Source organism: Pseudomonas sp. BMW13 (assembly GCF_013357275.1).
Lineage (GTDB): Bacteria > Pseudomonadota > Gammaproteobacteria > Pseudomonadales > Pseudomonadaceae > Aquipseudomonas > Aquipseudomonas khazarica.
On record NZ_SUKD01000028.1, the window covers coordinates 48,001 to 74,554 of the forward strand.

The window sequence follows — 26,554 nt, forward strand, 5'->3', positions numbered from 1 at the left end:
CCACTGAAGGTAGAGCCGGTCAACCGGCATCGGGCCATCGGTAACGACTTTTAGGTTTTGGGGGATTCTTCCCGACTTGTCTCTGAGCCGGGGTTACCCAGCACCTGTACGCACGACCGATCCCGAGCCAGCTTTCAGCATCGAGCGAGGTGAAGTCATGAGTATTTTCAGTCACTTCCAACAGCGTTTCGAGGCGACCCGCCAGGAGGAGTACTCGCTGCAGGAGTACCTCGAACTGTGCAAGCAGGATCGCAGCGCCTACGCCACTGCGGCCGAGCGCCTGCTGATGGCCATCGGCGAACCCGAGCTGCTCGACACCTCGAGCAACTCGCGACTGTCCAGAATCTTTTCCAACAAGGTCATCCGTCGTTACCCGGCCTTCGCCGACTTCCACGGCATGGAAGAGTGCATCGACCAGATCGTCTCCTACTTCCGCCACGCGGCGCAGGGCCTGGAAGAGAAGAAACAGATCCTCTACCTGCTGGGCCCGGTGGGCGGCGGCAAGTCGTCGCTGGCCGAAAAGCTCAAGCAACTGATGGAGAAGGTGCCCTTCTACGCCATCAAGGGCTCACCGGTATTCGAATCGCCCCTGGGGCTGTTCAATGCCACCGAGGACGGCGCGATCCTCGAGGAGGACTACGGCATCCCGCACCGCTACCTCAGCTCGATCATGTCGCCCTGGGCGACCAAGCGCCTGCAGGAATTCGGCGGCGACATCAGCCAGTTCCGCGTGGTCAAGCTCTACCCGTCGATCCTCAACCAGATCGCCGTGGCCAAGACCGAGCCGGGCGACGAGAACAACCAGGACATCTCCGCGCTGGTCGGCAAGGTGGACATCCGCAAGCTGGAGGACTTCCCGCAGAACGACGCCGACGCCTACAGCTACTCGGGCGCGCTGTGCCGGGCCAACCAGGGCCTGATGGAGTTCGTCGAGATGTTCAAGGCACCGATCAAGGTGCTGCACCCGCTGCTCACCGCCACCCAGGAGGGCAACTACAACAGCACCGAGGGCCTCGGCGCCATTCCCTACAGCGGCATCCTGCTGGCCCACTCCAACGAGTCCGAGTGGCACAGCTTCCGCAACAACAAGAACAACGAGGCCTTCATAGACCGCATCTATATCGTCAAGGTGCCCTACTGCCTGCGCGTCAGCGATGAGGTGCGCATCTACGACAAGCTGCTGATCAACAGTTCGCTGGCCAAGGCCCACTGCGCGCCGGACACTCTGAAGATGCTCGCCCAGTTCTCTGTGCTCAGCCGCCTGAAGGAGCCGGAAAACTCCAACATCTACTCGAAGATGCGCGTCTACGACGGCGAGAACCTCAAGGACACCGACCCGAAAGCCAAGTCGATCCAGGAATACCGCGACGCCGCCGGTGTCGACGAGGGCATGAACGGCCTGTCGACGCGCTTCGCCTTCAAGATTCTCTCCAAGGTGTTCAACTTCGACCCGCACGAGGTGGCCGCCAACCCGGTGCACCTGCTCTACGTGCTGGAGCAGCAGATCGAGCAGGAACAGTTCCCGGCCGAAGTGCGCGAGCGCTACCTGCGCTACATCAAGGAATACCTGGCGCCGCGCTATATCGAGTTCATCGGCAAGGAGATCCAGACCGCCTACCTGGAGTCCTACAGCGAGTACGGCCAGAACATCTTCGACCGCTACGTGCTGTACGCCGACTTCTGGATTCAGGACCAGGAGTACCGCGATCCGGAAACCGGCGAAATCCTCAATCGCGTGGCCCTCAACGAGGAGCTGGAGAAAATCGAGAAGCCGGCGGGCATCAGCAATCCGAAGGATTTCCGCAACGAAATCGTCAACTTCGTGCTGCGCGCCCGTGCCAACAACAACGGCAAGAACCCCACCTGGCTCAGCTACGAGAAGCTGCGTGTGGTCATCGAGAAGAAGATGTTCTCCAACACCGAGGACCTGCTCCCGGTCATCAGCTTCAACGCCAAGGGCAGCAAGGAGGAACAGCAGAAGCACAACGACTTCGTCAAACGCATGGTCGAGCGTGGCTACACCGAGAAGCAGGTGCGCCTGCTGTCGGAGTGGTACCTTCGGGTTCGCAAATCGCAATAACGGCAGCGGCAAGCGCCAGGCTTCGAGCTGGCGGAACGAACGCAAGCGCTGGTCGCCCGGCGCTTGCTTGCAGCTTGTGGCTTGCAGCTTGAAGCAGCCCCGGAGGGGCCTATGAGCTATGTGATCGACCGGCGCCTGAATGGCAAGAACAAGAGCACGGTGAACCGCCAGCGTTTCCTGCGGCGTTACCGTGAGCACATCAAGAAGGCGGTGGAGGAAGCCGTCAGCCGGCGCTCCATCACCGACATGGAGCATGGCGAGCAGATCAGCATTCCCGGCCGCGACATCGACGAGCCGGTGCTGCACCATGGGCGCGGTGGCAAGCAGACCATCGTCCACCCCGGCAACAAGGAATTCACCACCGGCGAACGCATCCCCCGGCCGCAGGGCGGTGGAGGCGGTCGTGGCAGCGGCAAGGCGAGCAACTCCGGCGAGGGCATGGACGAGTTCGTCTTCCAGATCACCCAGGAGGAGTTTCTCGACTTCATGTTCGAGGACCTGGAACTGCCCAACCTGGTCAAGCGCCACCTCACCGGGGCCGAAACCTTCAAGACCGTCCGCGCCGGCATCAGCAACGAAGGCAATCCGTCGCGCATCAACATCGTGCGTACCCTGCGCTCGGCCCACGCCCGGCGCATCGCGCTATCCGGCTCAAGCCGCGCCAAGCTGCGCGAGGCCAAGGCCGAACTGGAGCGCCTGCGCCGCGAAGAACCGGACAACTTCGGCGACATCCAGGAAGTGGAGGCGGAGATCGAGCGCCTCAGCGCGCGCATCCACCGCGTGCCCTTCCTCGACACCTTCGACCTCAAGTACAACCTGCTGACCAAGCAGCCCAACCCCAGCTCCAAGGCCGTGATGTTCTGCCTGATGGACGTGTCCGGCTCCATGACCCAGGCCACCAAGGACATCGCCAAGCGCTTCTTCATCCTTCTGTACCTGTTCCTCAAGCGCAACTACGACAAGATCGACGTGGTGTTCATCCGCCACCACACCAGTGCCAAGGAAGTGGACGAGGAGGAGTTCTTCTATTCCCGCGAGACAGGCGGCACCATCGTCTCCAGCGCCCTGAAACTGATGCAGGAAGTGATGGCCGAGCGCTACCCGATCAACGAGTGGAACATCTACGCCGCCCAGGCGTCGGACGGCGACAACTGGAACGATGATTCGCCGATCTGCCGGGATATATTGATCAATCAGATCATGCCGTTCGTGCAGTACTTCACCTACGTCGAGATCACCCCACGCGAGCACCAGGCGCTGTGGTTCGAGTACGAGCAAGTGGCCGAGGCGTTCGCCGACAGCTTCGCCCAGCAGCAACTGGTTTCCGCAGCGGACATCTACCCGGTGTTCCGCGAACTCTTCCAGCGTCGTCTGGTGAGCTGAGGGCCGAGTCATGAGTGCCACTGCCAAGAAACGTGAACCGCTGTCCACCGGTTCGGAATGGACCTTCGAGCTGATTCGCGCCTATGACCGCGAAATCTCGCGCATCGCTGAACGCTATGCGCTGGACACCTACCCGAACCAGATCGAAGTCATCACCGCCGAACAGATGATGGATGCCTACGCCTCGGTCGGCATGCCGCTGGGCTACCACCACTGGTCCTACGGCAAGCACTTCCTCGCCACCGAGAAAGGCTACAAGCGCGGGCAGATGGGCCTGGCCTACGAGATCGTGATCAACTCCGACCCGTGCATCGCCTACCTGATGGAGGAGAACACCATCTGCATGCAGGCGCTGGTGATCGCCCATGCCTGCTACGGCCACAACAGCTTCTTCAAGGGCAACTACCTGTTCCGCACCTGGACCGATGCCAGCTCGATCATCGATTACCTGGTGTTCGCCAAGCAGTACATCATGCAGTGCGAGGAGCGCTACGGCATCGACGCGGTGGAGGAGCTGCTCGACTCCTGCCATGCCCTGATGAACTACGGCGTCGACCGCTACAAGCGGCCCTATCCGATCTCCGCCGAGGAGGAGCGCAAGCGCCAGAAGGACCGCGAAGAGCACCTGCAGAAACAGATCAACGACCTCTGGCGCACCATCCCGCGCAGCGCCGACAAAGGCGGCGAGAAAGACAGCAAACGCTTCCCGGCCGAACCGCAGGAAAACATCCTCTACTTCCTGGAGAAACACGCGCCACTGCTGGAGCCCTGGCAGCGCGAGGTGATCCGCATCGTGCGCAAGATCGCCCAGTACTTCTACCCGCAACGCCAGACCCAGGTGATGAACGAAGGCTGGGCCACCTTCTGGCACTACACGCTGATGAACGACCTGTACGACGAGGGCCTGGTCACCGACGGCTTCATGATGGAGTTCCTGCAGTCGCACACCAGCGTGGTCTACCAGCCGCCATTCGACAGCCCCTACTACAGCGGCATCAACCCCTATGCCCTGGGCTTCGCCATGTACCGTGACATTCGCCGCATCTGCGAGGAGCCCACCGACGAGGACAAGCACTGGTTCCCCGACATCGCCGGCAGCGACTGGCTGACCACCGTCAAGTTCGCCATGACCAGCTTCAAGGACGAGAGCTTCATCCTGCAGTTCCTCTCGCCCAAGGTGATCCGCGACTTCAAGCTGTTCGGCATCCTCGACGACGACCAGAAGGACGAGTTGCTGGTGCCGGCCATTCACGACGAGTCCGGCTACCGCACCATCCGCGAACTGCTCGCCGCGCAGTACAACCTGGGCAACCGCGAGCCCAACGTGCAGATCTGGAACATCGACCGGCGCGGCGACCGCTCGCTGACCCTGCGCCACCAGCAGCACGACCGCAAGCCACTGGGCGATTCCACCGAGGAAGTGCTCAAGCACCTGCACAGGCTGTGGGGCTTCGATATCCACCTGGAGGTCTGCCAGGGCGACCAGCTGATCACCACCCAGCACGTGCCGCCACGCAGCAGCGCCGAGGGGGACAGCGAGTACCCACGTCTGGATCTGGTGATACCACCCATTTGATCGGTTGCCGAAGATCGCAGCAGATACCAGCATCGCAGGCAGACTCCGCGAGAGACAGCGCATGCGAATCTTTCTGGTGCTCCTGTTGTGCCTGGGGCTGGCCACCTGCGCCAGCCACGTGCCGCAGGCGCGCATCCTCAGCCCGGCCGATGCCTCGCTCGCCGGGCAACACAGCTACGAACTGATCGACCCACAGCGCAGCCTGGAGGGTGAGCCTCCCTTTCCCGAGCGCTATCGCCAGTTGCCTCAGCTGCTGCGTCACGGCCTGTCCGCCCGCGGCTATCACCAGAGCCGTCCACCCCAGCTGCGCGTCTACTACTGGCTGGCCGTGCAGGACAGCCCGCTGACGTTCAAGGTCGACACGCCTGCGCCCAACCCTCTGGGCCCGTACCAGGCCATGCATCGCCTGCGTGACGAGACCGGCGTGCTGCGCCTGCGTCTGACCGACCTGGACGGTGACATCCTCTGGGAAGGCGTGATCAGCACCGGGCTGAGCCCGGCGCACGACAGCGCCGAGCTGCTGGAGCGTGCCACCCAGGCGCTGACCGAGCAGATCCCCCTGGCCACGCCATAGGCAGCGCCGCAAGCAGCAGCCAATCGGCTCGGGCCCACGCAGCCCGGGCCAATCTTCGATATCCTCTGCGCTCAGTGGAGGATCAGACATGCAGATCTACAAAGTCGGCGGCGCCGTGCGCGACCGCCTGCTCGGGCGACCGGTCACCGATATCGACCGGGTGGTGGTCGGCGCCGATGCCGAGCAGATGCTCGCGCTCGGCTATCGGCCGGTCGGCGAGGACTTCCCGGTATTCCTCCACCCGCAGAGCGGGGAGGAATATGCCCTGGCCCGCACCGAGCGCAAGAGCGGGCGCGGTTACGGCGGTTTCACCTTTCATGCCAGCCCCGACGTCACCCTGGAAGAGGACCTGATCCGCCGCGACCTGACCATCAACGCCATGGCCGAGGACGATCAGGGTACGCTGTTCGACCCCTACGGCGGTCAGCGGGATCTTGCCGCGCGCGTACTGCGCCACGTTTCCCCGGCCTTCGCCGAAGATCCGCTGCGGGTCCTGCGCGTCGCCCGTTTCGCCGCACGCTATGCGCCACTGGGCTTCAGCGTGGCGGAGGAGACCCTGGCCCTGATGCGCCAGCTGGCCGAATCCGGCGAACTGGCGCACCTCACCGCCGAGCGCAGCTGGAAGGAAATTTCCCGCGCCCTGATGGAGCCGCGCCCGGATGTGTTCGTCCAGGTACTGCGTGACTGCGGCGCCCTCGCGGCCCTGCTGCCTGAGGTCGACGCCCTGTTCGGCGTGCCGCAACCAGCCGCGCACCACCCGGAGATCGACACCGGCGTGCACGTACTCAGCGTGCTGCAACAGTGTGCCGAGCATGAGCAGCCGCTGAGCGTGCGCTGGGCCAGCCTGCTGCACGATGTCGGCAAGGGCCTGACGCCGGCCGAGCAATGGCCACGGCATATCGCCCATGAGCACCTGGGGCTGAACCTGATCCAGGCGATCAACGAACGCTGCAAGGTGCCGCGCGACTGCGCCGAGCTGGCCTTGCTGGTTGGCGAGTTCCATACCCATGGCCACCGTGCGCGGGAACTGCGCGCCTCGACACTGCTGGAGCTGCTGCAACGCTTCGATGTGTTCCGCCGCCCGCAACGTTTCGCCGAATTCGTCGCGGCCTGCGAGATGGACGCACGCGGGCGCCTGGGCCTGGAGCAACGCGACTATCCGCAGGCCGCCTACCTGCTGGGCGCTGCCGAAGTCGCGCGCCAGGTAGCGGTGAAGCCGTTGCTGGAGAAGGGCTACAAGGGTGCTGAACTGGGTGAAGCGCTCAATCGCGAACGCCTTAACGCACTCAAGGCCTACAAGGAACGCGAGCAAGCCTAGCCCGGATGCAATCCGGGGCGGCATGCGAGCAGGTCGCGGATTCCATTCGGCTACGACCGAACGCCCGCCGTAGCCTCAAGGCACGGCATCTCCAGGCACTTGCAGCCGGGTTCGGTGCTACGCGGACGCCAGCAGTTCGGCCGGTGTCAGCGCGCTGTCACGCCACTGGAAGGCGGCCGGCCAGAGCTGCTGGTCGATCTGCGCCGAGCCCCAGAGCTCGGCGAACGAGCGGCCGTCGAGCGGGTGGCAGGTCTCGGGAGCCAGCAGCGCCAGCGGCCAGAGCACGAAGGCATTCTTGAGAATCTCGGCACGCGGCAGGATCAGGCCGTTGAAGTTGCCCACCTGCTCGCCATACAGCAGCACGTCGATATCCAGCGGCAAGCCCTTGCGGTCCGGGGCATAGCGACCGTTGTCGGCTTCGATGAACTTCAGCCGGCGGTCCAGTTCCAGCAGCGGCAGCTCGGTGTCCCCGGCCACCACCAGGTTGAAGAAATTGCCGCTCTTGATGCCCACGGCATGGCTCTCGAACACGGGCGAGCAGCGCATGTTGCCGAGCATTGCGGCCAGCGCCTCGAGCCCGGCGACGAGATGCGTCTCGCGCTCGATATTGCTACCGAGACCGAGAAAGACCCGAGTCAGAGACATCCGCGCTCGATCTCCACACCCACGCCACCACGCGCCGCCGGCACGGCGCCGGGCTTGGTCAGCTTCAGGCGTATCCAGGGAATGTCGAACTCGGCCATCAGGGTCTGCACCAGGCGTTCGGCGAAGGTTTCCACCAGGATGAACTGCGACTCGGCGGCGAACGCCTGAATGCGCGTGGAAACGCTGGCGTAGTCGAGCGCCAGGTTGAGGTCGTCACCGGCCGCAGCCGGGCGGTTGTCCCAGGCCATGTGCAGATCCAGCAGCAGGCACTGGCGAATCTCGCGCTCCCAATCGTAGGCGCCGATCACCGTGTCGACCTCCAGCCCCTCGATAAATACTCTGTCCACCCACACTCTCCGCGCCACGACAAGGGCGCCGTACCTCGTTAGAATCGGCCCACCCCATGCCCTGGAATGGCCACCATGTTCTGGCTTCTGGCGATCCTCGCCTATCTGCTCGGCTCGTTGTCCTTCGCCATCCTGCTCAGTCGCCTCGCAGGCGGCCCTGACCCGCGCGCCAGCGGCTCGGGCAACCCCGGCGCCACCAACATGTTGCGGGTGGCTGGCAGGAAGCTCGCCGTCATGACCCTGATCGGCGACCTGCTCAAGGGCCTGCTGCCGATCCTGATCGCCAAGCTGCTGGGCCTCGGCCTGCACCAGCAAGCCTGGATCGGCCTGGCTGCGGTGGTCGGCCACCTGTACCCGCTGTACTTCCGCTTTCGCGGCGGCAAGGGCGTGGCCACTGCCGCCGGCATGTTACTCGGGCTCTACCCACCCGCGGCACTGCTCGCCCTGGCGGCCTGGGCCCTGGTGTTCCTGCTGACCCGCACCAGCTCGCTGGCCTCGCTGATCGCCACACCGCTGACGCTGCCCCTGCTGGCCTGGCAACAACCCGCCGCCCTGCTGCCCGCCTGCGTACTGACCGGCCTGATCGTCTGGCGCCATCGCAACAACCTGCGCGATCTGTTCGCCGGGCGCGAGCGCCGTTTCTGAACGACCGGCAGGAAAGAGTTCGCGGCTGAAGCTGCTCCTGCGGGGCACACCCTCAGTCAGATCGCCGGCAGCGACTCCATCGGCCAACGCGCCTGCACCTTGATCGCCAGATCCTCGTGCTGCCCGGCCAGCAGACGCTGGCAACCGGCATAGGCGATCATCGCGCCGTTATCGGTACAGAAGCGCGGGCGAGCATAGAACACCTTGCCCTTCATCTCGCCCAGCATGCGCTCCAGATGCTCACGCAGAGCCTTGTTCGCACTCACGCCGCCAGCGATCACCAGGCTCTTCAGCCCCGTCTGCTTGAGCGCACGCTTGCACTTGATGGTCAGAGTCTCGACGACTGCCTGCTGGAAGGCCAGCGCGATGTCGCGACGGGCTTGATCGAGGTCGTCATCGCCGTCACGGCACTGCTGCCAGGTATTCAGGGCGAAGGTCTTGAGGCCGCTGAAACTGAAGTCCAGGCCCGGGCGATCGGTCATCGGCCGCGGGAAGACGAAACGCCCCGGCGTACCCTGCTCGGCCAGCTTGGCGATCTCCGGGCCGCCGGGGTAATTCAGCCCCATCAGCTTGGCCGTCTTGTCGAAGGCTTCACCTGCCGCGTCATCCAGCGACTCGCCGAGCAGCTGGTACTGGCCGATGCCATCGACGCGCACCAGCTGCGTGTGGCCGCCCGACACCAGCAAGGCGACGAACGGAAACGCCGGCGGCTGCTCTTCGAGCATCGGCGCCAGCAGGTGACCTTCCATATGGTGTACACCGACCGCCGGGATGCCCCAGGCGAAGGCCAGCGCCTGCGCACAGGAGGCGCCCACCAGCAGCGCACCAACCAGGCCGGGCCCGGCGGTGTACGCCAGCGCGTCGATATCGCCCGGCGCGCGGCCGGCCTCGTCGAGCACCTGGCGAATCAGCGGCAGCATGCGCTTGACGTGGTCGCGCGAGGCCAATTCGGGCACCACACCGCCATATACACGGTGCAGATCGATCTGACTGAACAATGCGTCGGCCAGCAGGCCGCGCTCACTGTCATAGAGCGCGACGCCGGTTTCATCGCAGGAGGTTTCCAATCCCAGTACGAGCATGGAGCTTGAGCCTTGGTTTGCCGCGTGGAACAAAGGCGCGCATGATAAGCGCCGCCCGGCGGAGCGGCCAGCGCTTTTCGATCAGAGGGCTTTGCATTCCTCGGCCCGAGACGGTAACATCCGCAACCCTTAAAAACCGACGCACCCCGAGCCACATTGCCGGGTACGCGTTAACCCGGTAATTAAAGATAGGTACGACCTGGATGCCAGCCGTCAAAGTTAAAGAGAACGAACCCTTCGACGTAGCCCTGCGTCGTTTCAAGCGCTCCTGCGAAAAAGCCGGTGTACTGGCTGAAGTCCGTAGCCGCGAATTCTACGAAAAGCCGACCGCTGAGCGTAAGCGCAAGGCCGCTGCCGCTGTTAAGCGTCACGCCAAGAAAGTGCAGCGCGAGCAGCGCCGCAGCGTTCGCCTGTACTAATACCGTACACGCCACGCTCGAATGCCCGGCTTCGGCCGGGCATTGCATTTACAGAACTCCGCTTCGCCAACTGGCGAATGGCCGGAGTTTTTTGCATTTCTACCCACCGCTGTTCCGCGCCCGCGCCGGACAGTATGCTGAGCACCCATGGCCGGCCTGATCCCGCAATCCTTCATCGATGACCTGCTCAACCGCACCGACATCGTCGATGTGGTGAGTTCGCGCATCCAGCTGAAGAAGACCGGCAAGAACTACAGCGCCTGCTGCCCGTTCCACAAGGAGAAGACCCCCTCCTTCACCGTCAGCCCGGACAAGCAGTTCTACTACTGCTTCGGCTGCGGCGCCGGCGGCAATGCCCTCGGCTTCGTCATGGACCACGATCAACTGGAATTCCCCCAGGCGATCGAGGAACTGGCCAAGCGCGCCGGCATGGACGTGCCACGCGAGGAAAGCGGTCGCGGACACAAGCCCCGGCAACCGGTCGACTCGCCGCTCTACCCGCTGCTCAACGCCGCCGCCGAGCACTATCGCCAGGCGCTGAAGAGTCATCCGCAGCGCAAGTACGCCGTGGAATACCTCAAGGGGCGCGGCCTGACCGGCGAAATCGCCCGCGACTTCGGCCTCGGCTTCGCCCCACCCGGCTGGGACAACCTGCTCAAGCAGCTGGGCGGCGACGCCCTGCAGCAGAAGGTCATGATCGACGCCGGCCTGCTGATCGAGAACGCCGAGAACGGCCGGCGCTACGACCGCTTCCGCGACCGCATCATGTTCCCCATCCGCGACAGCCGCGGACGGGTGATCGCCTTCGGCGGCCGGGTACTGGGCGACGACAAGCCCAAGTACCTCAACTCACCGGAAACCCCGGTGTTCCACAAGGGCCAGGAGCTCTACGGCCTGTACGAGGCCCGCAAGCACAACCGCGACCTCGACGAGATCATGGTGGTCGAGGGCTACATGGACGTCATCGCCCTGGCCCAGCAGGGCCTGCGCAATGCCGTGGCGACCCTGGGCACGGCGACCAGCGAGGAGCACCTCAAGCGCCTGTTCCGCATCGTGCCCAGCGTGCTGTTCTGCTTCGACGGCGATGCCGCCGGGCGCAACGCCGCCTGGCGCGCCCTGGAGTCGACCCTGTCGAGCCTGCAGGACGGCCGCCGCGCGCGCTTCCTGTTCCTGCCCGACGGCGAAGACCCGGACACCCTGGTGCGCGCCGAAGGCACCGACGCCTTCCGCGCCCGCATCAACCAGCACGCACAACCGCTGGCCGACTACTTCTTCCAGCAACTGAGCGAGGAAGCCGACCCGCGCTCGCTGGAAGGCAAGGCGCACCTGGTGACCCTGGCCGCGCCGCTGATCGACAAGATTCCCGGCAACAACCTGCGCGCCCTGATGCGTCAGCGCCTGAGCGAGATCACCGGCCTGTCCGGCGAAGCCCTCAGCCAGGTCGCCAGCAGCCCGCGCAGCCCGGCACCCAGCCCAGCCAGCCCAGCGCCCGGCAGCGACTACCCGGACTACGGCGACATCCCCGACAGCGCCTACTACGACAGCCTGCCGGACGTCGGCGGCTACGAGCAGCCGGCGCCGCCGCAACAGCAGTACTACGAACGCAGCAACGAAGGCGGCAAGGGCAACTGGAAGAAGGACGGCGGCAAGTGGAACAAGAAAGGCAAGGGTGACTTCGCGCCGCGTGCCCCACGCACCGCCGTCAGCGTCGAATCACCGCATCTGATCGCCCTGCGCACCCTGCTGCACCATCCGCAGCTGGCGCAGAAGGTCGAGGATGTCAGCCACTTCGCCGACGAAGACGACACCTACGCCCAGTTGCTGGTGGCGCTGGTCGGCGCCCTGCAGAAGACGCCCAACCTGCGCTCGCTGCAGCTGATCGCCCGCTGGCACGGCACCGAACAGGGCCGCCTGCTGCGGGCACTGGCGGAGAAAGAATGGCTGATCAAAGGCGACAACCTTGAACAGCAGTTTTTCGACACCATTACTACACTTGCACACAACCAATCGCAGAGGCGGCGTGAAAAGGCGCTCCGCAGCATCATGCAGAAAAGCCCCAGCGAGCTCACCGACGAGGAGAAGACCTTGCTCAGAGAGCACTACAGCCTGACCTCCTCGCAGAGCAGCAAGTCCCCAACTGGCGCCTAAAGCCTGAACTGAGGTATAATCCTCGGCTTGTTTTCAGCCCGCCAAGACCTTCAGTGGATAGGGTGTTATGTCCGTAAAAGCGCAACAGCAATCTCGTTTGAAAGAATTGATCAGCCGTGGTCGCGAGCAGGGTTACCTGACGTACGCGGAGGTCAATGACCACCTGCCGGAAGACATTTCCGATCCGGAACAGGTGGAAGACATCATCCGCATGATCAACGACATGGGGATCAACGTATTCGAGAGTGCTCCGGATGCGGACGCCCTGTTGTTGGCCGAAGCCGACACCGACGAAGCCGCTGCCGAAGAAGCCGCTGCCGCCCTCGCTGCCGTTGAGACCGATATCGGCCGTACCACTGACCCGGTGCGCATGTACATGCGTGAAATGGGTACCGTGGAACTGCTGACCCGCGAAGGCGAGATCGAGATCGCCAAGCGCATCGAGGAAGGCATCCGCGAAGTCATGAGCGCCATCGCTCACTTCCCCGGCACCGTCGACGGCATCCTCGCCGAGTACAACCGCGTCACCACCGAAGGCGGCCGCCTGGCCGAAGTCCTCAGTGGCTACATCGACCCGGATGACGGCAGCGTGCCCGACGAAGCCGCCGCCCCCGTTCCCGTCAAGGAAGGCGCCGCCGCTGAAGAAAGCGACGACGAAGACGAGGAAGAAGATGGCGACGACGAGGAAGAAGAAGGCGATGGCGGCCCGGACCCGGAAGAAGCGGCGCGCCGTTTCAATGCCGTGGCCGAGCAGCAGGACAAGGTCCAGAAGGCCCTGAAGAAGCATGGCCGTGGCAGCAAGCAGGTCACCGACGAGCTGGCCGCCCTGGCCGAGCTGTTCATGCCGATCAAGCTGGTGCCCAAGCAGTACGACGCCCTGGTCATCCAGGTGCGCAGCGCCCTCGACCGTCTGCGTGCGCAAGAGCGCGCCATCATGCAGCTGTGCGTACGTGATGCGCGCATGCCGCGTGCCGACTTCCTGCGCCTGTTCCCGGGCAATGAAGTCGACATGGACTGGTCCGCCGACCTGGCCAAGGGCAAGGCCAAGTACGCCGAAGCCCTGGGCAACCTGCAGGCCGACATCCAGCGCTGCCAGCAGAAGCTCGCCGACCTGGAAGCCGAGTGCAGCCTGAGCCTGGCCGAGATCAAGGACATCAACCGTCGCATGTCCATCGGTGAGGCCAAGGCCCGCCGCGCCAAGAAGGAAATGGTCGAGGCGAACCTGCGTCTGGTGATCTCCATCGCCAAGAAGTACACCAACCGCGGCCTGCAGTTCCTCGACCTGATCCAGGAAGGCAACATCGGCCTGATGAAGGCGGTGGACAAGTTCGAATACCGTCGCGGCTACAAGTTCTCGACCTACGCCACCTGGTGGATTCGCCAGGCGATCACCCGCTCGATCGCCGACCAGGCGCGCACCATCCGTATCCCGGTGCACATGATCGAGACCATCAACAAGCTCAACCGCATCTCCCGTCAGATGCTTCAGGAAATGGGTCGCGAGCCCACTCCGGAAGAGCTGGGTGAGCGCATGGAAATGCCCGAGGACAAGATCCGCAAGGTATTGAAGATCGCCAAAGAGCCGATCTCCATGGAAACCCCGATCGGCGACGACGAAGATTCGCACCTGGGCGACTTCATCGAGGACAGCACCATGCAGTCCCCGATCGACGTAGCCACGGTCGAAAGCCTCAAGGAAGCCACGCGCGAAGTACTGGCCGGCCTCACCGCCCGTGAAGCCAAGGTCCTGCGCATGCGCTTCGGCATCGACATGAACACCGACCACACCCTCGAGGAAGTCGGCAAGCAGTTCGATGTTACCCGCGAGCGTATTCGTCAGATCGAAGCCAAGGCACTGCGCAAGCTGCGCCACCCGACGCGAAGCGAGCATCTGCGCTCCTTCCTCGACGAGTGATACCAGAACCCCCGGCCCAGGCCGGGGGTTTTGCTTTCCGGGCACTTGCCCCGCCTTCTTCCAATCACACGCCAACCGCGCAATCAAACTGCCATCTCGACGCCGGCGGTCTACACTGCGACCTTATTGATCCCGAAACGAGGCCGTTATGTTCCGCTTGCCGGCCATTGTGCTGTTGTGCCTGGCGTATTGGATGACCCCGGCCCAAGCCCTGACACTCGACGAGGACGAGCGCGCCTGGCTGGCAGCCAACCCGGAGCTGCGCCTGGGCGTCGACGCGTCCTGGCCACCCTTCGAATTTCGCGACGCCCAGGGCAACTACCTGGGCCTCACCGCCGACTACGTCCGCCTCATCGAAAGCCGCCTTGGCGTGAAGCTCGAACCCATCGAGTCGAGCGACTGGAGCGCGGTGCTGCAACAGGCGCGCAGCGGCCAGCTCGACCTGCTGCCCGGTGTCATGTCCACCCCCGAGCGCCAGGAGTACCTCACCTTCACCCGTCCGTACCTGGACTTCCCCATCATCATCCTGGCCCGCGACGGCGGCCCGCAACCGCAGAAACTCGACGACCTGTATGGTCTGAAAGTCGCCGTGGTCGCCAACTACGCGCCCCACGAACTGCTGCGCCAGCGCCACCCCGACCTCAACCTGCTGCCGCTACCCAGCGTAGCCGCGGCCCTGCAGGCGCTGGCCACCCACCAGGCCGACGCCATGGTCGGCGACCTCGCATCCAGCGTCTGGAGCCTGCGCCAGCTCAAGCTGGACGGCCTGTACATCAGCGGCGAAACGCCCTACCGCTACCAGCTGGCCATGGCCGCACCGCGTGGCCAGAGCATGCTGGTCGGCATCCTCGACAAGCTGTTCGCCGAACTCAGCGCCGACGAAATCGAGGCGCTGCAGGAGCCCTGGGTCGGCAGCGTGCTCGACCGCCGCGCATTCTGGCATCAGGCCCTGCTCTATGGCCTGCCCGCCCTGCTCGCGCTGCTGGCCGTCATCGCCATCATCCTGCGCATCAACCATCGCCTGAAGCAGGAGATGCGCAACCGCGAAGCGCTGGAGCAGGAACTGCACAGCAGCGAGCAGCACTTTCGCGACATGGTCGAAAGCCTCTCGGCCATCACCTGGGAGGCCGAGACGAGCGGGCTGAACTACACCTACGTCTCGCCCCACGCGGAGACGCTGCTCGGCTACCCGCTGCACGAATGGCTGGAACCCGGTTTCTGGCAACGCCACCTGCACCCCGACGATCATCAGCGCGCCTTGCGCAGCTGCCTCGAGCAATGTGCCGCCGGCGAGGATCACGCCCTGGAGTACCGCCTGATCGCCGCCGACGGACGAACCGTCTGGGTGCGGGACATCGTCACCCTGCTGCAACGCGACGACCGCCAGGTGGTGCGCGGGCTGATGGTCGACATCAGCGAAGCCAAGCAGACCGAGCACGCGCTACGCCTCTCCGAGCAGAAGTTCGCCTCGGTCTTCCAGCAGTGCCCGGACGCCCTGATCATCGCCCGCCGCGTCGATGGTGTGCTGCTCGAGGTCAACACCGCGTTCACCGAACAGACCGGTATCGGCATCGAGCAGGCCATCGGCAAGACCGCCACCGAACTCGACCTCTGGGGCACGCCGGGGATCGGCCCGAGCCTGCTGCTGCGCCTGCAGGAAAACAGCGTGCGCAACCTGGAGATGCCCTTTCGCCGGGCCGACGGCAGCCTCTTCACCGGGCTCATCTCGGCCAGCTCCTTCGTACTCGACAATACGCCGGCGCTGGTGGTCGTGGTGCGCGACATCAGCCAGCTGAAGAGCACCCAGCAACAGTTGCAGATATCCGAGGAGAAGTTCGCCAAGGCCTTCCATGCCTCGCCCGACGGCCTGCTGATCACCCGCCTGCGGGACGGCCTGCTGGTGGAAGCCAACGAGGGCTTCAGCCGCATCACCGGCTACAGCTTCGACGAGATCGGCAAGCACAGCACCCTCAGCCTGGGCATCTGGGCCAACCCGCAGGACCGCGAACGCCTGGTCCGGCAGATTCGCGAACAGGGCAGCGTGCGCGAGATGATCGCCCCGGTGCGCAACAAGAACGGTCAGCTGCGCCTCTGCGAACTCTCCGCACAACCACTGCCCATTGGCGGTGACGAGTGTCTGCTGACCATCGCCCGCGACATCACCGAACGCCAGCAGATGCAGGAAGAACTGCAGCAGGCCGCCACCGTCTTCGAGAGCACCGCCGAAGGCGTCATGATCACCGACCTCGAACAGCGCATCACCGCCGTCAACCGCGCCTTCACCCAGATCACCGGCTACAGCGAGGCCGAAGCCCTCGGCCAGCGCCCCAGCCTGCTGTCCTCCGGGCAGCACGACAACGCCTTCTACGCCGCCATGTGGCACAGCCTTGCTGCCAACGGCCACTGGCAGGGCGAGATCTGGAACCAGCGCAAGAATGGCGAGCTCTACCCCGAGTGGCTGACCATCAGCGCCGTGCGCAACGCCGACAACCAGATCACCCACTTCGTTGGCGTATTCGCCGACATCTCCAGCCTCAAGCATGCCCAGGCGCGACTCGACCACCAGGCCCACCACGACCCGCTGACCGGCCTGCCCAACCGTCTGCTGTTCGAGAATCGCCTGCGCAGCGCGCTGGACGGCTCGCGCGCCAACGACCAGCTGGGCGCCGTGCTGTTCCTCGACCTCGACCGCTTCAAGCAGATCAACGACAGCCTCGGCCACCCGGTCGGCGACCAGCTGCTCAAGGCCATCGCCGCACGCCTGAAACAGCAGCTGCGCGATGTCGACACCGTGGCTCGTCTCGGCGGTGACGAGTTCATCATCCTGCTGCCCGGCCTGCACCAGGAGCAGGACGCCGAGCAGGTCGCGCAGAAACTGCTGGAATGTTTCCGCGCGCCCTTCGCCCTGGATCACCACGAGTTCTTCATCAGCGCCAGCATCGGCATCAGCCTCTACCCGAAGGACGGCATCGATGTCGCCACGCTGATCAAGAACGCCGACGCGGCCATGTACCAGTCCAAGGCCAAGGGTCGCAACCGCTGCGAGTTCTACACCCGCTCGCTGACCTTCCAGGTCAACGAACGCATGGCCATGGAGCAGGAGCTGCGCCGCGCCCTGGAGCGCGACGAACTGTGCCTGTTCTACCAGCCCAAGTACTGCCTGCGCAGCCAGGCCCTGGTGGGCGCCGAAGCGCTGGTGCGCTGGCCGCACCCGGTGTTCGGCGACATCCCGCCGGATCGCTTCATCCCGGTGGCCGAAGAGAGCGGGCTGATCCTGCCGCTGGGCGACTGGGTGCTGGCGGAGGCCTGCCGCCAGTTGCAGGAATGGCAGGACAACGGCCACGCCTTCGGCCCCCTCTCGGTCAACCTGGCCGGCGCGCAGCTGCACCAGCCGAGCCTGCTGCCGCGCATCAGCGAGCTGCTGCAGCGCCACGACCTGCAGCCGGAGCTGCTGCAGCTGGAGATCACCGAGAACTTCATCATGAGCCAGTCCGGCGAAGCGCTGGACATCCTCCACCGCCTCAAGGACCTCGGCGTGCAGCTGGCCATCGACGACTTCGGCACCGGCTACTCCTCGCTCAGCTACCTCAAGCGCCTGCCGCTGGACGTGCTGAAGATCGACCAGTCATTCATTCGCGGCCTGCCGGACGACCCGCACGACCTGGCCATTACCCGCGCCATCATCGCCCTGGGCAACAGCATGCAACTGACGGTGATCGCCGAAGGCGTGGAAACCAAGGCGCAGGAACTCTGCCTGGCCGCCGAAGGTTGCCTGCAGATTCAGGGCTACGTGGTCAGCCGCCCGCTCTCCTCCGAAGCCTTCACCCGGAAATTTCTCTCGCCCGGTCAAGCGGTTGGCGCCGACGAGAGCGCGCCGGTATAATCCGCCGGCCTTCTGGGGGCCTATAGCTCAGTTGGTTAGAGCAGAGGACTCATAATCCTTTGGTCCACGGTTCGAGTCCGTGTGGGCCCACCACCTTCAAAGCCGCGCACTGCGCGGCTTTCGCGTTTATGACCCAAGCCTGCTAAGGCCTCATGTCACTGCATCCACGAATGCCGTGCTCGATTCGGCTCATGGAATGAGCCGAATAGCGCCTCTAATCGGCTCACCCTGAATACCTCCAAACTGCTGCTTCAGAGCAGACGCTTGTCGGCCAGTCGCCCCACACGTTGCCCTTAAGACAATAGTCGCGATCCCCTTGAGCCCTTGAAAGCAATTAGCCATTATCCGGGTGCGCCAGGCATCAGGATTTCGGCACACCTGCTCGCCTCTCCATCAAGCAGCTCGGCTCAAGGAAGAAAATGGATTACAGCCCGATAGTCGCCCAGGTCTGGGGCATGCTGGCCTGGTTCATCCCGGCAGCCCTGCTGATCGGCCTGCTCAAATCGCCTTGGGCCAAGGGGCAGATCGGTGAACTGCTAGTGCGCCTGTTCGCCCATTGGCAGCTGGACAAGCAGACCTACCGCCGCCTGCACAACGTCACCCTGAACACGCCGGACGGCACCACGCAGATCGACCACGTATTCCTCTCGCCCTACGGCATCTTCGTGCTGGAAACGAAGAACATGAGCGGCTGGATCTTCGGCAGCGAAAAGCAGGCGCAGTGGACGCAGAAGCTCTACAAACGCACCTTCAAATTCCAGAACCCGTTGCGCCAGAACTACAAACACCTCAAAGCCCTGGAAGCCACCCTTGGCGTCAGCCCAGAACACCTGCATTCGGTCATCACCTTCGTCGGCGGCAGCACCTTCAAGACCGAAGTGCCGGCCAACGTGACCCAGGGCATCGGCTTTATCCGCTATATCCAGTCATTCCAGCAGGCGGTATTCAGCGAGGCTGAAGTCGACGCCATGCTGCAAGCTCTGCAAACCGGACGCCGCGCACCTAGCCTCGCCACCCACCGCGAGCATGTGCAAAACCTCAAGCGCCGTAGTGATCCCGCATTAGAGAGGCAATGCCCGAAATGCGGCAGTGCGCTGCTGATCCGCACCGTGAAATCTGGGCCGAAAGCGGGGCAGCAGTTTTGGGGATGTTCGGCTTTCCCGAAGTGCAGAACCATGCAGAGCCTTTAGCACGCAGCCCTAACATCAATTTTGCGTATGGAGTCGCAATGTCCGTCCCAACCTACGACCAGTTCATTGAACCGATCCTGCGCTACCTGGCCGCCACGCCCGAAGGCGCGCCAGCACGTGACGCGCATGAGGCCGCTGCTGATGCGCTGAACCTGTCGGAAGCACAGCGCCAAGAGCTAATCGCCAGCGGCCAAGCCACTTACAAAAACCGTGCAGGCTGGGCCCATGACCGACTCAAGCGCGCCGGCCTGTCCAGCAGCGCCAAACGTGGATACTGGAAGCTGACTGACGCCGGTTTTACCTATGCAGCCCAGCATCCCGCGCCTCTGACTGCGGATCAGGTCGAACAGCTCGCCATCGGCTTTATGAATGTAAAACTCAAAACCCCGACTGATGCTGTCCCACTCGACGGGCAAGAACAGCCTGCCCCCGCAGCCAACTCAGCCACTGTTAGCCCTGATGACCGCCTGGAGCAGGCGCTACGTGAGCTACGTGAGGCAACGGCTGCAGACCTGCTGGATAACCTCCTGCAGGTCAGCCCCAACCGCTTTGAAGTCATCGTGCTGGATGTGCTGCACAGCCTTGGCTACGGCGCTAGCCGCAGCGATCTGCAGCGCGTCGGCGGCAGCGGCGATGGTGGTATCGACGGTGTAATTTCGCTCGACAAGCTCGGACTAGAAAAGGTCTACGTCCAAGCCAAGCGCTGGCAAGGCACGGTTGGGCGGCCAGAACTGCAAGCTTTCTACGGCGCACTCGCAGGGCAAAAAGCCAAACGTGGAGTGTTTATCACCACCTCTGGTTTCACCGCCCAAGCAATCGACTTTTCCCGTTCAGTGGAGGGCATGGTGCTGGTCGACGGCAGTCGACTGGTCAACTTGATGATGGATCACGAGGTTGGAGTGACGTCGCGCCTGCTTAAGCTGCCAAAACTGGATAGCGACTACTTTGATGAGGAATGACTGGGAGAAAATAGTTATCTCCCTTTGTGTGAGCTAAAAGAAAGGAGTCTAAACGTGATCGTTCGCATTAACCGTCTTAAGCAGTTCGGTATTTTCAACGATTTCTACGGCACGAAGATTCAGACTTTCGGCAAGTACAATCTTATCTATGGTTGGAACGGGACAGGGAAATCAACCCTATCAAATCTGTTCTCGTGCTTTGAGCTTCGCTCGCTGGCTCCCCGCTTCAGTGCCGGTCAGTTCTCAATCGCTTTAGAGGACGGTTCAACCATCACGGAAACGACTCTTCCATCGTCCCAACTAAACATCCATGTGTTCAATCAACGTTTTATTCATGAGAACATTGACTGGGACAAGTCTGTGAAAAGCATTCTTCTCATTGCAAAAGAGAAGATTGATGACTTACAAAAACTAGAGAAACTGAAGGGGGAACTTCAATCAAAAAAAGAAGTCCCACGATGAAAAGATAAGCGATGTCAAAAAACAACGTGAAGCACTGGATAAGTTTCTGACCAATGCAGCAAAGAAAATGAAGCTTGGGCTTCAAGCAGTTGACACGAGCGATAGCTACTACCTGAATTATGACCGCCGCAAGCTCTCTGCTTTTATTCAGCAAAACAGTGCGGAAATTTTCAAAGCAGAGTCGGTTCTTCCAGATGACAAAATTATTAACCTGACGAATGCAGCCAAGCCCGACCAGCTTCCAAGCATAACTTTCGCCTCAACAGCCATTGAACCGGACTATTTTAAGAAAGCGGCAATTCGCCTCAGGGACTTGATCGGGACGACAGCCGTCAATCAAGCTATCCAAAGACTGACTGACAACCCCGATATACGCAAGTGGGTTCAAACCGGTTTAGAAATCCATAAGCAACATGACTCGCAATCCTGCGAATTCTGCGGATCGCCTGTCACCCAGCTTCGTACCGAAGCACTTGCCGCTCACTTCAGCAAAGAGTTTACAGACTTCCAAAACCGGCTACAGAGCGCTGCAACCTGGATTGAGTCTCAAGGTGCCCCAATCAATCAAATACCCGCACCCACGGCGTTTTATAAAGAACTATCTACTGACTTTGAGAGGCTTCAGAAGGAGTACACATCTGCTGCTGAGAAGATCAACCAGCAAGTGCAAGGATGGCGGGACGCTCTGAAAGCCAAAATTACAGACCCTGCCAAGACAGACATCCAGATTTCAGATGTAATTGAGGAGGATGTCACGAACTTTAATGAGACCCTGAAATCGATCATCGCACTCGTCGACAAGCACAACAATAAGACTTCAAACTTCAAGGCTGAGACCTCAAAAAGCAAAGTAAAACTGGAGCTTCACTTTGCTGCGGCCGAGGCACAAGAGTTTGACTATTCTGAAAGTGAGAAAAATTGCAACAATCTTGAGGCTGAGGCAAAGCTTGACTACACGGAAATTGAAAAACTCGACCAAGAGATTGCAGCAATAGAGGCGCTGCTCTCAAATGAGACGGTTGGGGCAAAGGAGTTCAATGACACCTTACACCGCTTCATTGGCCGCTCTGAGCTCTGCCTTAATTTCAACCAAAAGAAAAAGGGCTATGAAATAATCAGAAATGGATTAGGCGAGCATGATGGCAACTTGAGCGAAGGAGAGAAGACGGCAATTGCATTTGTCTACTTTATAACGAAGCTCAAAGAAAACGGAAACAACATAAAAGATACGATTGTCGTCGTCGACGACCCAGTCTCAAGTTTTGACTCCAACCATTTGTTTCATGCCTACTCATTCCTGAAAACTCAATGCACAGACGCAAAACAGCTTTTTGTATTAACTCATAACTTCACTTACTTCAAGCTGGTGAGAGACTGGTTTAGTGGGATGAACAGAAACAGGAGTAAAAAAGACAAACCGGAGAACTGCTTTTTCTATCGACTGGATGCACCACCTGGCTCGCCCCGCCATTCGTTGCTTGTTGACGCCGATGATTCGCTGAAAAACTACGGATCTGAGTATCACTACATCTTCAAGAAGCTCTATGAGTACAGGTCGCATACAACGCTTAACAGAGATGAAGCTTTCTTAACTGCAAATCTAGCCCGCAAGCTAATTGAGTCGTTCTTTACCTTCAAATATCCAAAGCGGAGAAACGACATCAGCCAGCTAATGGATGCTGGACTCAAAGATTGCACCATCACGACACCAGAGCTCAAAGAAAAAATCTACCGCTTTATAAACAAGTATTCGCATAGCGACGTAATTGAAATAACCGAGGAGTCGTCGGAAAATTTGGCAGGCGAAAGCCATAGCGTCATCGGCAACATTTTTCAGTGGATGGAAGAAGTAGACAAGAAGCATTATGACGAAATGACTCAAGTTGCGACGGCCTGATGGTGTGCAAAGTAAAACTGGTCTCTTGAGAAGATCGAATAAGACGCGGTAGCCGGGTGCCAGATACCTCGCGGATTAGCGAGTTTGGTTAAGCCTGCATCTGACGGGAAGCGAAATCTGACCGTTTCGCGGTACAAAAAACAGTACACTGACGGTACAGTGCCCAGCTTCTAAAGACTTCGCTAAATTACGCTTAACTCGCTCTACGGCGCCACTTTCAGCTAACTGTACCTGCGCTAAGCTACGCACGGTTTCACTGGGTTTGCAGCGTTTCTAGGCAACTCATAATCCTTTGCTCCACGATCCGAGTCTGCGTGGATCTGCCGTCTTCATAGCCGCGCACTGCTTGGCTTTCGCCTCCATAGGGCGGCCACAACCGCTTCACTCACTGACTTGATTGGCACTGCCTCCCGGCTCCAGCAAGGCCAATACCCATTGGCCTCGGCGACCTGTCATCCGAACGTCATGCTTTTACCGGAACCTTTGCCCTGTTCGCCCGGTCGGCTCTAAGAACCGTCGCCTCCGCGACGCCAGCAAAGGACGCGCGACATGCCAAACCGCGCCAGCAGAATCGACGCTGCACACCTTCATCTCGAACGACTATGGCAGCGTTATCAGCGGGTGCGCGCCGCCAGCGAGCGACTCTGCGAGCCGCTGGAGCGCGAGGACTACGTGATCCAGAGCATGCCGGACGTCAGCCCGCCGAAGTGGCATCTGGCGCATGTCACCTGGTTCTTCGAGGCCTTCGTGCTGCGGCCCTTCCGGCCCGGCTATCGCCCGCTGGATGAGCGCTACGACCACCTGTTCAATTCCTACTACCAGACCCACGGCACGCCCTTCGAACGCGCGCGGCGCGGGCTGTTGTCGCGGCCGACGGTGAGCGAGGTGTATGCCTACCGCAGCCATGTCGACCTGGCCATGGCGCAGTTGCTGACCCGGCAGAGCGGCGAGCTGGCCGACGAGATTCTGCAGCGTATCGAGCTGGGGCTGGAGCACGAGCAGCAGCATCAGGAGCTGCTGCTGATGGACATCAAGCACATCCTGGCACAGAACCCGCTGCGCCCGGTTTATCGTGACGACCTCAAGCCCGGCGCTGCTACAGCGGGCGAGCTGCAGTGGCTACGCTTTCCCGCCGGGCTGCGGCATGTCGGGCATGCCGGCGAGGGTTTCGCCTTCGATTGCGAGCGGCCGCGCCATCGGGTGTTCGTCGACGACTTCCAGCTGGCCAGCCGGCCGGTGAGCAACGGCGAGTACCTCGAGTTCATCCGCGCCGGCGGGTATCGCAGCACCGCGCTGTGGCTGGCGGATGGCTGGGACCATATCCAGCGCGCCGGCTGGCAGGCGCCGCTGTACTGGCTGCGTGAGGGCGACGACTGGCTGGAGCTGACCCTGGGCGGCCCGCGCGAGCTGGACCTCGCCGCACCAGTCTGCCACCTGAGCTACTTCGAGGCCGAGGCCTTCGCCACCTGGGCGCAGGCGCGCCTGCCACGTGAAGAGGAATGGGAAGTCGCCGCGCAGGACGAGCCGCTGTGGGGCAACTTCGTCGAGAGCGATCACCTGCAGCCGGTGGCCGCTGGCGCGGGCGAGGGCCTGCAGCAGCTCTACGGCGATGTCTGGGAATGGACCGCCAGCGCCTACCGGCCCTACCCCGGCTTTCGTCCGCTGGGCGGCAGCCTGGGTGAGTACAACGGCAAGTTCATGTCCGGGCAGATGGTGTTGCGCGGCGGCAGCTGCGCCACCCCCGAAGACCACGTTCGCCCCACCTATCGCAATTTCTTCTACCCCACGATGCGCTGGCAGTTCTCCGGCCTGCGCCTGGCCAAGGAGCTTTGAGCATGGCACTGGCACTGCGTAGCAACGAACGATCCCTGAGCCCGGAACAGGAGGCGTTGCGCGACGAGGCATTGCGCGGCTTCGCGGCCTGGCCGAAAACGATGTCGCCGAAGTTTTTCTACGATCACCGTGGCTCGCAGCTGTTCGAGCTGATCTGCCAGCAGCCCGAGTACTACCCGACGCGCACCGAGGAGACCATCCTGCGCCTGGCCGCGCAGGACATCGCCGCGCTGGCCGGGCGCAACGCCAGCCTCGTCGAACTGGGCAGTGGCGCCAGCCGCAAGATCCGCCTGTTGCTCGAAGCCCTGCGCCCGGCGCGCTACCTGGGTATCGATATCTCCCGCGAGTTCCTGCAGGCCAGCACCCGCCGCCTGGCCACAGACTATCGTTGGCTCGACGTACATGCCCTGTGCGCCGACTTCAGCCAACCGCTGAAGCTCCCCGGCGATGCACTGGGGCAACGCCCGCTGGCCTTCTTCCCTGGCTCCAGCATCGGCAACTTCGACCCGGACGAGGCGCGCGCCTTCCTGCGCAATCTGCACCAGGCGCTGCCGGCCGGCAGTGGTCTGCTGATCGGCGTGGATCTGGTCAAGGACCGTCAGGTACTGGAGCGCGCCTACAACGACCATGCCGGGGTCACCGCGCTGTTCAACCTCAACCTGGTCGAACGCATCCGCAACGAGCTGGACAGCGACATCGACCCGCGCAGTTTCCAGCACCGGGCGTTCTACAACGAGGCCGAGTCGCGCATCGAGATGCACCTGATCAGCCGGCAGGCGCAACAGGTCAGGATCGAGGACCGGGTGTTCGACTTCGCCGCCGGCGAGACCCTGCACACGGAGAACTCCTACAAGTACACGCCGAGCGGGTTTCGCGATCTGGCCAGCAGCGGTGGCTTCGCCTCGGCGGCGATGTGGCGCGACCCGGCGCAGCTGTTCAGCGTGCATTTCTTGCGGCGGGAGTGAAGCAACGAATGACGAGCCACTTCGGCGGACGGGCTGGGGGAACTGCGGCGTGATCGTCTCCCCTCTCCCGCTGGAGAGAGAGGGGCTCCGTTCTTTGCATCGCTGCGGGCGGGAACAGCCTCTCAGCGCTTGGCGATGATGTACACCGCATGCACGATGCCAGGGATGTAGCCCAGCAGGGTGAGCAGGATGTTCAGCCAGAACGCACCGCCGAAACCGACCTGAAGAAACACGCCCAGCGGCGGCAGCAGAATGGCGATGAGGATGCGGATAAGGTCCATGTACGACTCCTTGGCATTCCATGAGGTGTACTCACACAGACCCGGCGCGGCGCCCTCCGGTTCAGTTCGGCGATATGGCTGGAGAAAACATCCGCTGGCGCCGACCGGCATATGACTTTAGTCTGAGGGCCAGACGGAAGCGCCCACCATGTCCGAACCCTCACAACAAGAACGCATAATCGTGGCCGACGACCATCCTGTTTTCCGGGATGGCCTGTGCCGTATCGCCCAGCGAGTATTCCCCCAGGCGGAGATCCTCGAGGCGGGCGACATGGACGAAGTGTTGAGCCTCGCACGCGACGGCAAGGCACCGCACCTGTTCATGCTCGACCTGCTGTTCCCCGGTCAGTCCCCCCATGCCATCAGTGCCTTGCGCCAGGAGTTCCAGCGCAGCTCCATCGTGATCGTGTCGATGGTCGACAACCGCGAGCTGATCGATGAGGTCATGGCCTCAGGTGCTGACGGTTTCATCGGCAAGGCGACCCCTCCCGAGGAGATCGCCGAGTCACTGCTGGCCGTGTGCGCCGGGGAGTTCGTCATGGCGCTGGGGCCGTCCGGCGTACCGGACTTTGCCGAGAACCGCCACCTGCTGGAACAGCTGACGCCGCGCCAGCAGGATGTACTGCGCCTGGTGGTGCGCGGGCTGTCGAACAAGGAAATCGCCCGCGAGCTGGATATCTCCCCGTTCACCGTCCGCATCCATGTCTCCTCGCTGCTGCGCACGCTGGACGTCAGCACCCGCGCGGCAGCGGCGGGTATCGGCGCCAAGGCCGGGCTGGTGTAGCGCTCAGGCAGCCTTGAGCTTGAGCTTCAGCGCCACCAGCAGCGAACGCAGCTCGGCGGGCTGCACCGGCTTCGACAGGATCGGCGTGTTGCCATCGCCCACCTGCTCCTGCACACGGCGTACGTCGTGCCCGGTCATGATGATCGCCGGCACTTCACGTCCGCTGTG

At 62.4% G+C, this 26,554-nt stretch carries 19 protein-coding genes, 1 tRNA gene and 1 pseudogene; 17 read left to right on the forward strand and 4 right to left on the reverse strand.

Annotated features, from left to right (window positions below):
* The first annotated feature begins 157 nt into the window (after nucleotides 1–157).
* The 5 genes from E4487_RS20065 (at nucleotide 158) to E4487_RS20085 (ending at nucleotide 6,931) form a co-directional block, all read left to right on the forward strand.
* Nucleotides 158–2,080 carry a PrkA family serine protein kinase gene (locus E4487_RS20065; protein WP_037055023.1) on the forward strand — a complete coding sequence of 641 codons (1,923 nt, stop codon included), beginning with the start codon at nucleotides 158–160 and terminating at the stop codon, nucleotides 2,078–2,080.
* 111 nt (nucleotides 2,081–2,191) lie between these two features.
* The gene (locus E4487_RS20070) at nucleotides 2,192–3,463 is read left to right on the forward strand and encodes a YeaH/YhbH family protein (RefSeq protein ID WP_037055025.1); all 1,272 of its coding nucleotides are present in this window, start codon (nucleotides 2,192–2,194) and stop codon (nucleotides 3,461–3,463) included.
* Nucleotides 3,464–3,473: 10 nt separating this feature from the next.
* Nucleotides 3,474–5,039 carry a SpoVR family protein gene (locus E4487_RS20075; protein ID WP_175254207.1) on the forward strand — a complete coding sequence of 522 codons (1,566 nt, stop codon included), beginning with the start codon at nucleotides 3,474–3,476 and terminating at the stop codon, nucleotides 5,037–5,039.
* 61 nt (nucleotides 5,040–5,100) lie between these two features.
* Nucleotides 5,101–5,613, forward strand: a complete 513-nt coding sequence (locus E4487_RS20080) for a DUF4136 domain-containing protein (RefSeq protein WP_134676491.1) — start codon at nucleotides 5,101–5,103, stop codon at nucleotides 5,611–5,613.
* 88 nt (nucleotides 5,614–5,701) lie between these two features.
* Nucleotides 5,702–6,931, forward strand: a complete 1,230-nt coding sequence (locus E4487_RS20085) for a multifunctional CCA addition/repair protein (RefSeq protein WP_175254208.1) — start codon at nucleotides 5,702–5,704, stop codon at nucleotides 6,929–6,931.
* 117 nt (nucleotides 6,932–7,048) lie between these two features.
* On the opposite strand, the gene folK is transcribed toward E4487_RS20085, so the two are convergent.
* Both folK and folB read right to left on the reverse strand, forming a co-directional pair.
* Entirely contained in the window at nucleotides 7,049–7,576 is a 528-nt protein-coding gene (gene folK, locus E4487_RS20090; protein WP_175254209.1) for a 2-amino-4-hydroxy-6-hydroxymethyldihydropteridine diphosphokinase, read from the reverse strand.
* Nucleotides 7,567–7,923: a dihydroneopterin aldolase gene (gene folB / locus E4487_RS20095; protein WP_037055034.1), complete on the reverse strand. Its 357-nt coding sequence runs from the start codon at nucleotides 7,921–7,923 to the stop codon at nucleotides 7,567–7,569. The genes folK and folB overlap by 10 nt, the downstream gene beginning before the upstream one ends.
* 75 nt (nucleotides 7,924–7,998) lie before the next feature.
* On the opposite strand from folB, the gene plsY reads away from it, so the two are divergent.
* Nucleotides 7,999–8,568, forward strand: a complete 570-nt coding sequence (gene plsY / locus E4487_RS20100) for a glycerol-3-phosphate 1-O-acyltransferase PlsY (protein WP_037055037.1) — start codon at nucleotides 7,999–8,001, stop codon at nucleotides 8,566–8,568.
* A gap of 56 nt (nucleotides 8,569–8,624) precedes the next feature.
* On the opposite strand, the gene tsaD is transcribed toward plsY, so the two are convergent.
* Nucleotides 8,625–9,650, reverse strand: coding sequence for a tRNA (adenosine(37)-N6)-threonylcarbamoyltransferase complex transferase subunit TsaD (tsaD, locus tag E4487_RS20105; RefSeq protein WP_175254210.1), 1,026 nt, complete (start codon nucleotides 9,648–9,650; stop codon nucleotides 8,625–8,627).
* Between the two features lie 203 nt (nucleotides 9,651–9,853).
* On the opposite strand from tsaD, the gene rpsU reads away from it, so the two are divergent.
* The 10 genes and pseudogenes from rpsU to egtD all read left to right on the forward strand — a co-directional run bounded on the left by rpsU (nucleotide 9,854) and on the right by egtD (nucleotide 25,321).
* Nucleotides 9,854–10,069: a 30S ribosomal protein S21 gene (rpsU, locus tag E4487_RS20110; RefSeq protein ID WP_003290642.1), complete on the forward strand. Its 216-nt coding sequence runs from the start codon at nucleotides 9,854–9,856 to the stop codon at nucleotides 10,067–10,069.
* Between the two features lie 147 nt (nucleotides 10,070–10,216).
* A complete protein-coding gene (dnaG, locus tag E4487_RS20115; protein WP_037055042.1) occupies nucleotides 10,217–12,217 on the forward strand; it encodes a DNA primase in 2,001 nt (666 codons plus the stop codon).
* Nucleotides 12,218–12,284: 67 nt separating this feature from the next.
* On the forward strand, nucleotides 12,285–14,132 hold the full coding sequence (rpoD, locus tag E4487_RS20120; protein ID WP_134676487.1) for an RNA polymerase sigma factor RpoD: 1,848 nt from the start codon (nucleotides 12,285–12,287) through the stop codon (nucleotides 14,130–14,132).
* Nucleotides 14,133–14,280: 148 nt separating this feature from the next.
* Nucleotides 14,281–18,015 carry an EAL domain-containing protein gene (locus tag E4487_RS20125; protein ID WP_175254211.1) on the forward strand — a complete coding sequence of 1,245 codons (3,735 nt, stop codon included), beginning with the start codon at nucleotides 14,281–14,283 and terminating at the stop codon, nucleotides 18,013–18,015.
* A gap of 16 nt (nucleotides 18,016–18,031) precedes the next feature.
* A tRNA-Ile gene (locus tag E4487_RS20130) sits at nucleotides 18,032–18,108 on the forward strand.
* A 326-nt stretch (nucleotides 18,109–18,434) separates the two neighbouring features.
* On the forward strand, nucleotides 18,435–19,205 hold the full coding sequence (locus E4487_RS20135) for a nuclease-related domain-containing protein (RefSeq protein ID WP_175254212.1): 771 nt from the start codon (nucleotides 18,435–18,437) through the stop codon (nucleotides 19,203–19,205).
* A gap of 38 nt (nucleotides 19,206–19,243) precedes the next feature.
* A complete protein-coding gene (locus tag E4487_RS20140; RefSeq protein ID WP_175254213.1) occupies nucleotides 19,244–20,164 on the forward strand; it encodes a restriction endonuclease in 921 nt (306 codons plus the stop codon).
* A 54-nt stretch (nucleotides 20,165–20,218) separates the two neighbouring features.
* Nucleotides 20,219–22,523: pseudogene (locus tag E4487_RS20145) on the forward strand (AAA family ATPase).
* 549 nt (nucleotides 22,524–23,072) lie between these two features.
* A complete protein-coding gene (egtB, locus tag E4487_RS20150; RefSeq protein ID WP_175254214.1) occupies nucleotides 23,073–24,356 on the forward strand; it encodes an ergothioneine biosynthesis protein EgtB in 1,284 nt (427 codons plus the stop codon).
* Nucleotides 24,357–24,358: 2 nt separating this feature from the next.
* A complete protein-coding gene (gene egtD / locus E4487_RS20155; RefSeq protein ID WP_175254215.1) occupies nucleotides 24,359–25,321 on the forward strand; it encodes an L-histidine N(alpha)-methyltransferase in 963 nt (320 codons plus the stop codon).
* A gap of 122 nt (nucleotides 25,322–25,443) precedes the next feature.
* Here egtD and E4487_RS20160 read toward each other — a convergent pair whose 3' ends face one another.
* Nucleotides 25,444–25,602, reverse strand: coding sequence for a YqaE/Pmp3 family membrane protein (locus E4487_RS20160; RefSeq protein ID WP_003084988.1), 159 nt, complete (start codon nucleotides 25,600–25,602; stop codon nucleotides 25,444–25,446).
* Between the two features lie 148 nt (nucleotides 25,603–25,750).
* On the opposite strand from E4487_RS20160, the gene E4487_RS20165 reads away from it, so the two are divergent.
* Nucleotides 25,751–26,386 carry a response regulator transcription factor gene (locus E4487_RS20165; protein WP_150606797.1) on the forward strand — a complete coding sequence of 212 codons (636 nt, stop codon included), beginning with the start codon at nucleotides 25,751–25,753 and terminating at the stop codon, nucleotides 26,384–26,386.
* Nucleotides 26,387–26,554: the final 168 nt, after the last annotated feature.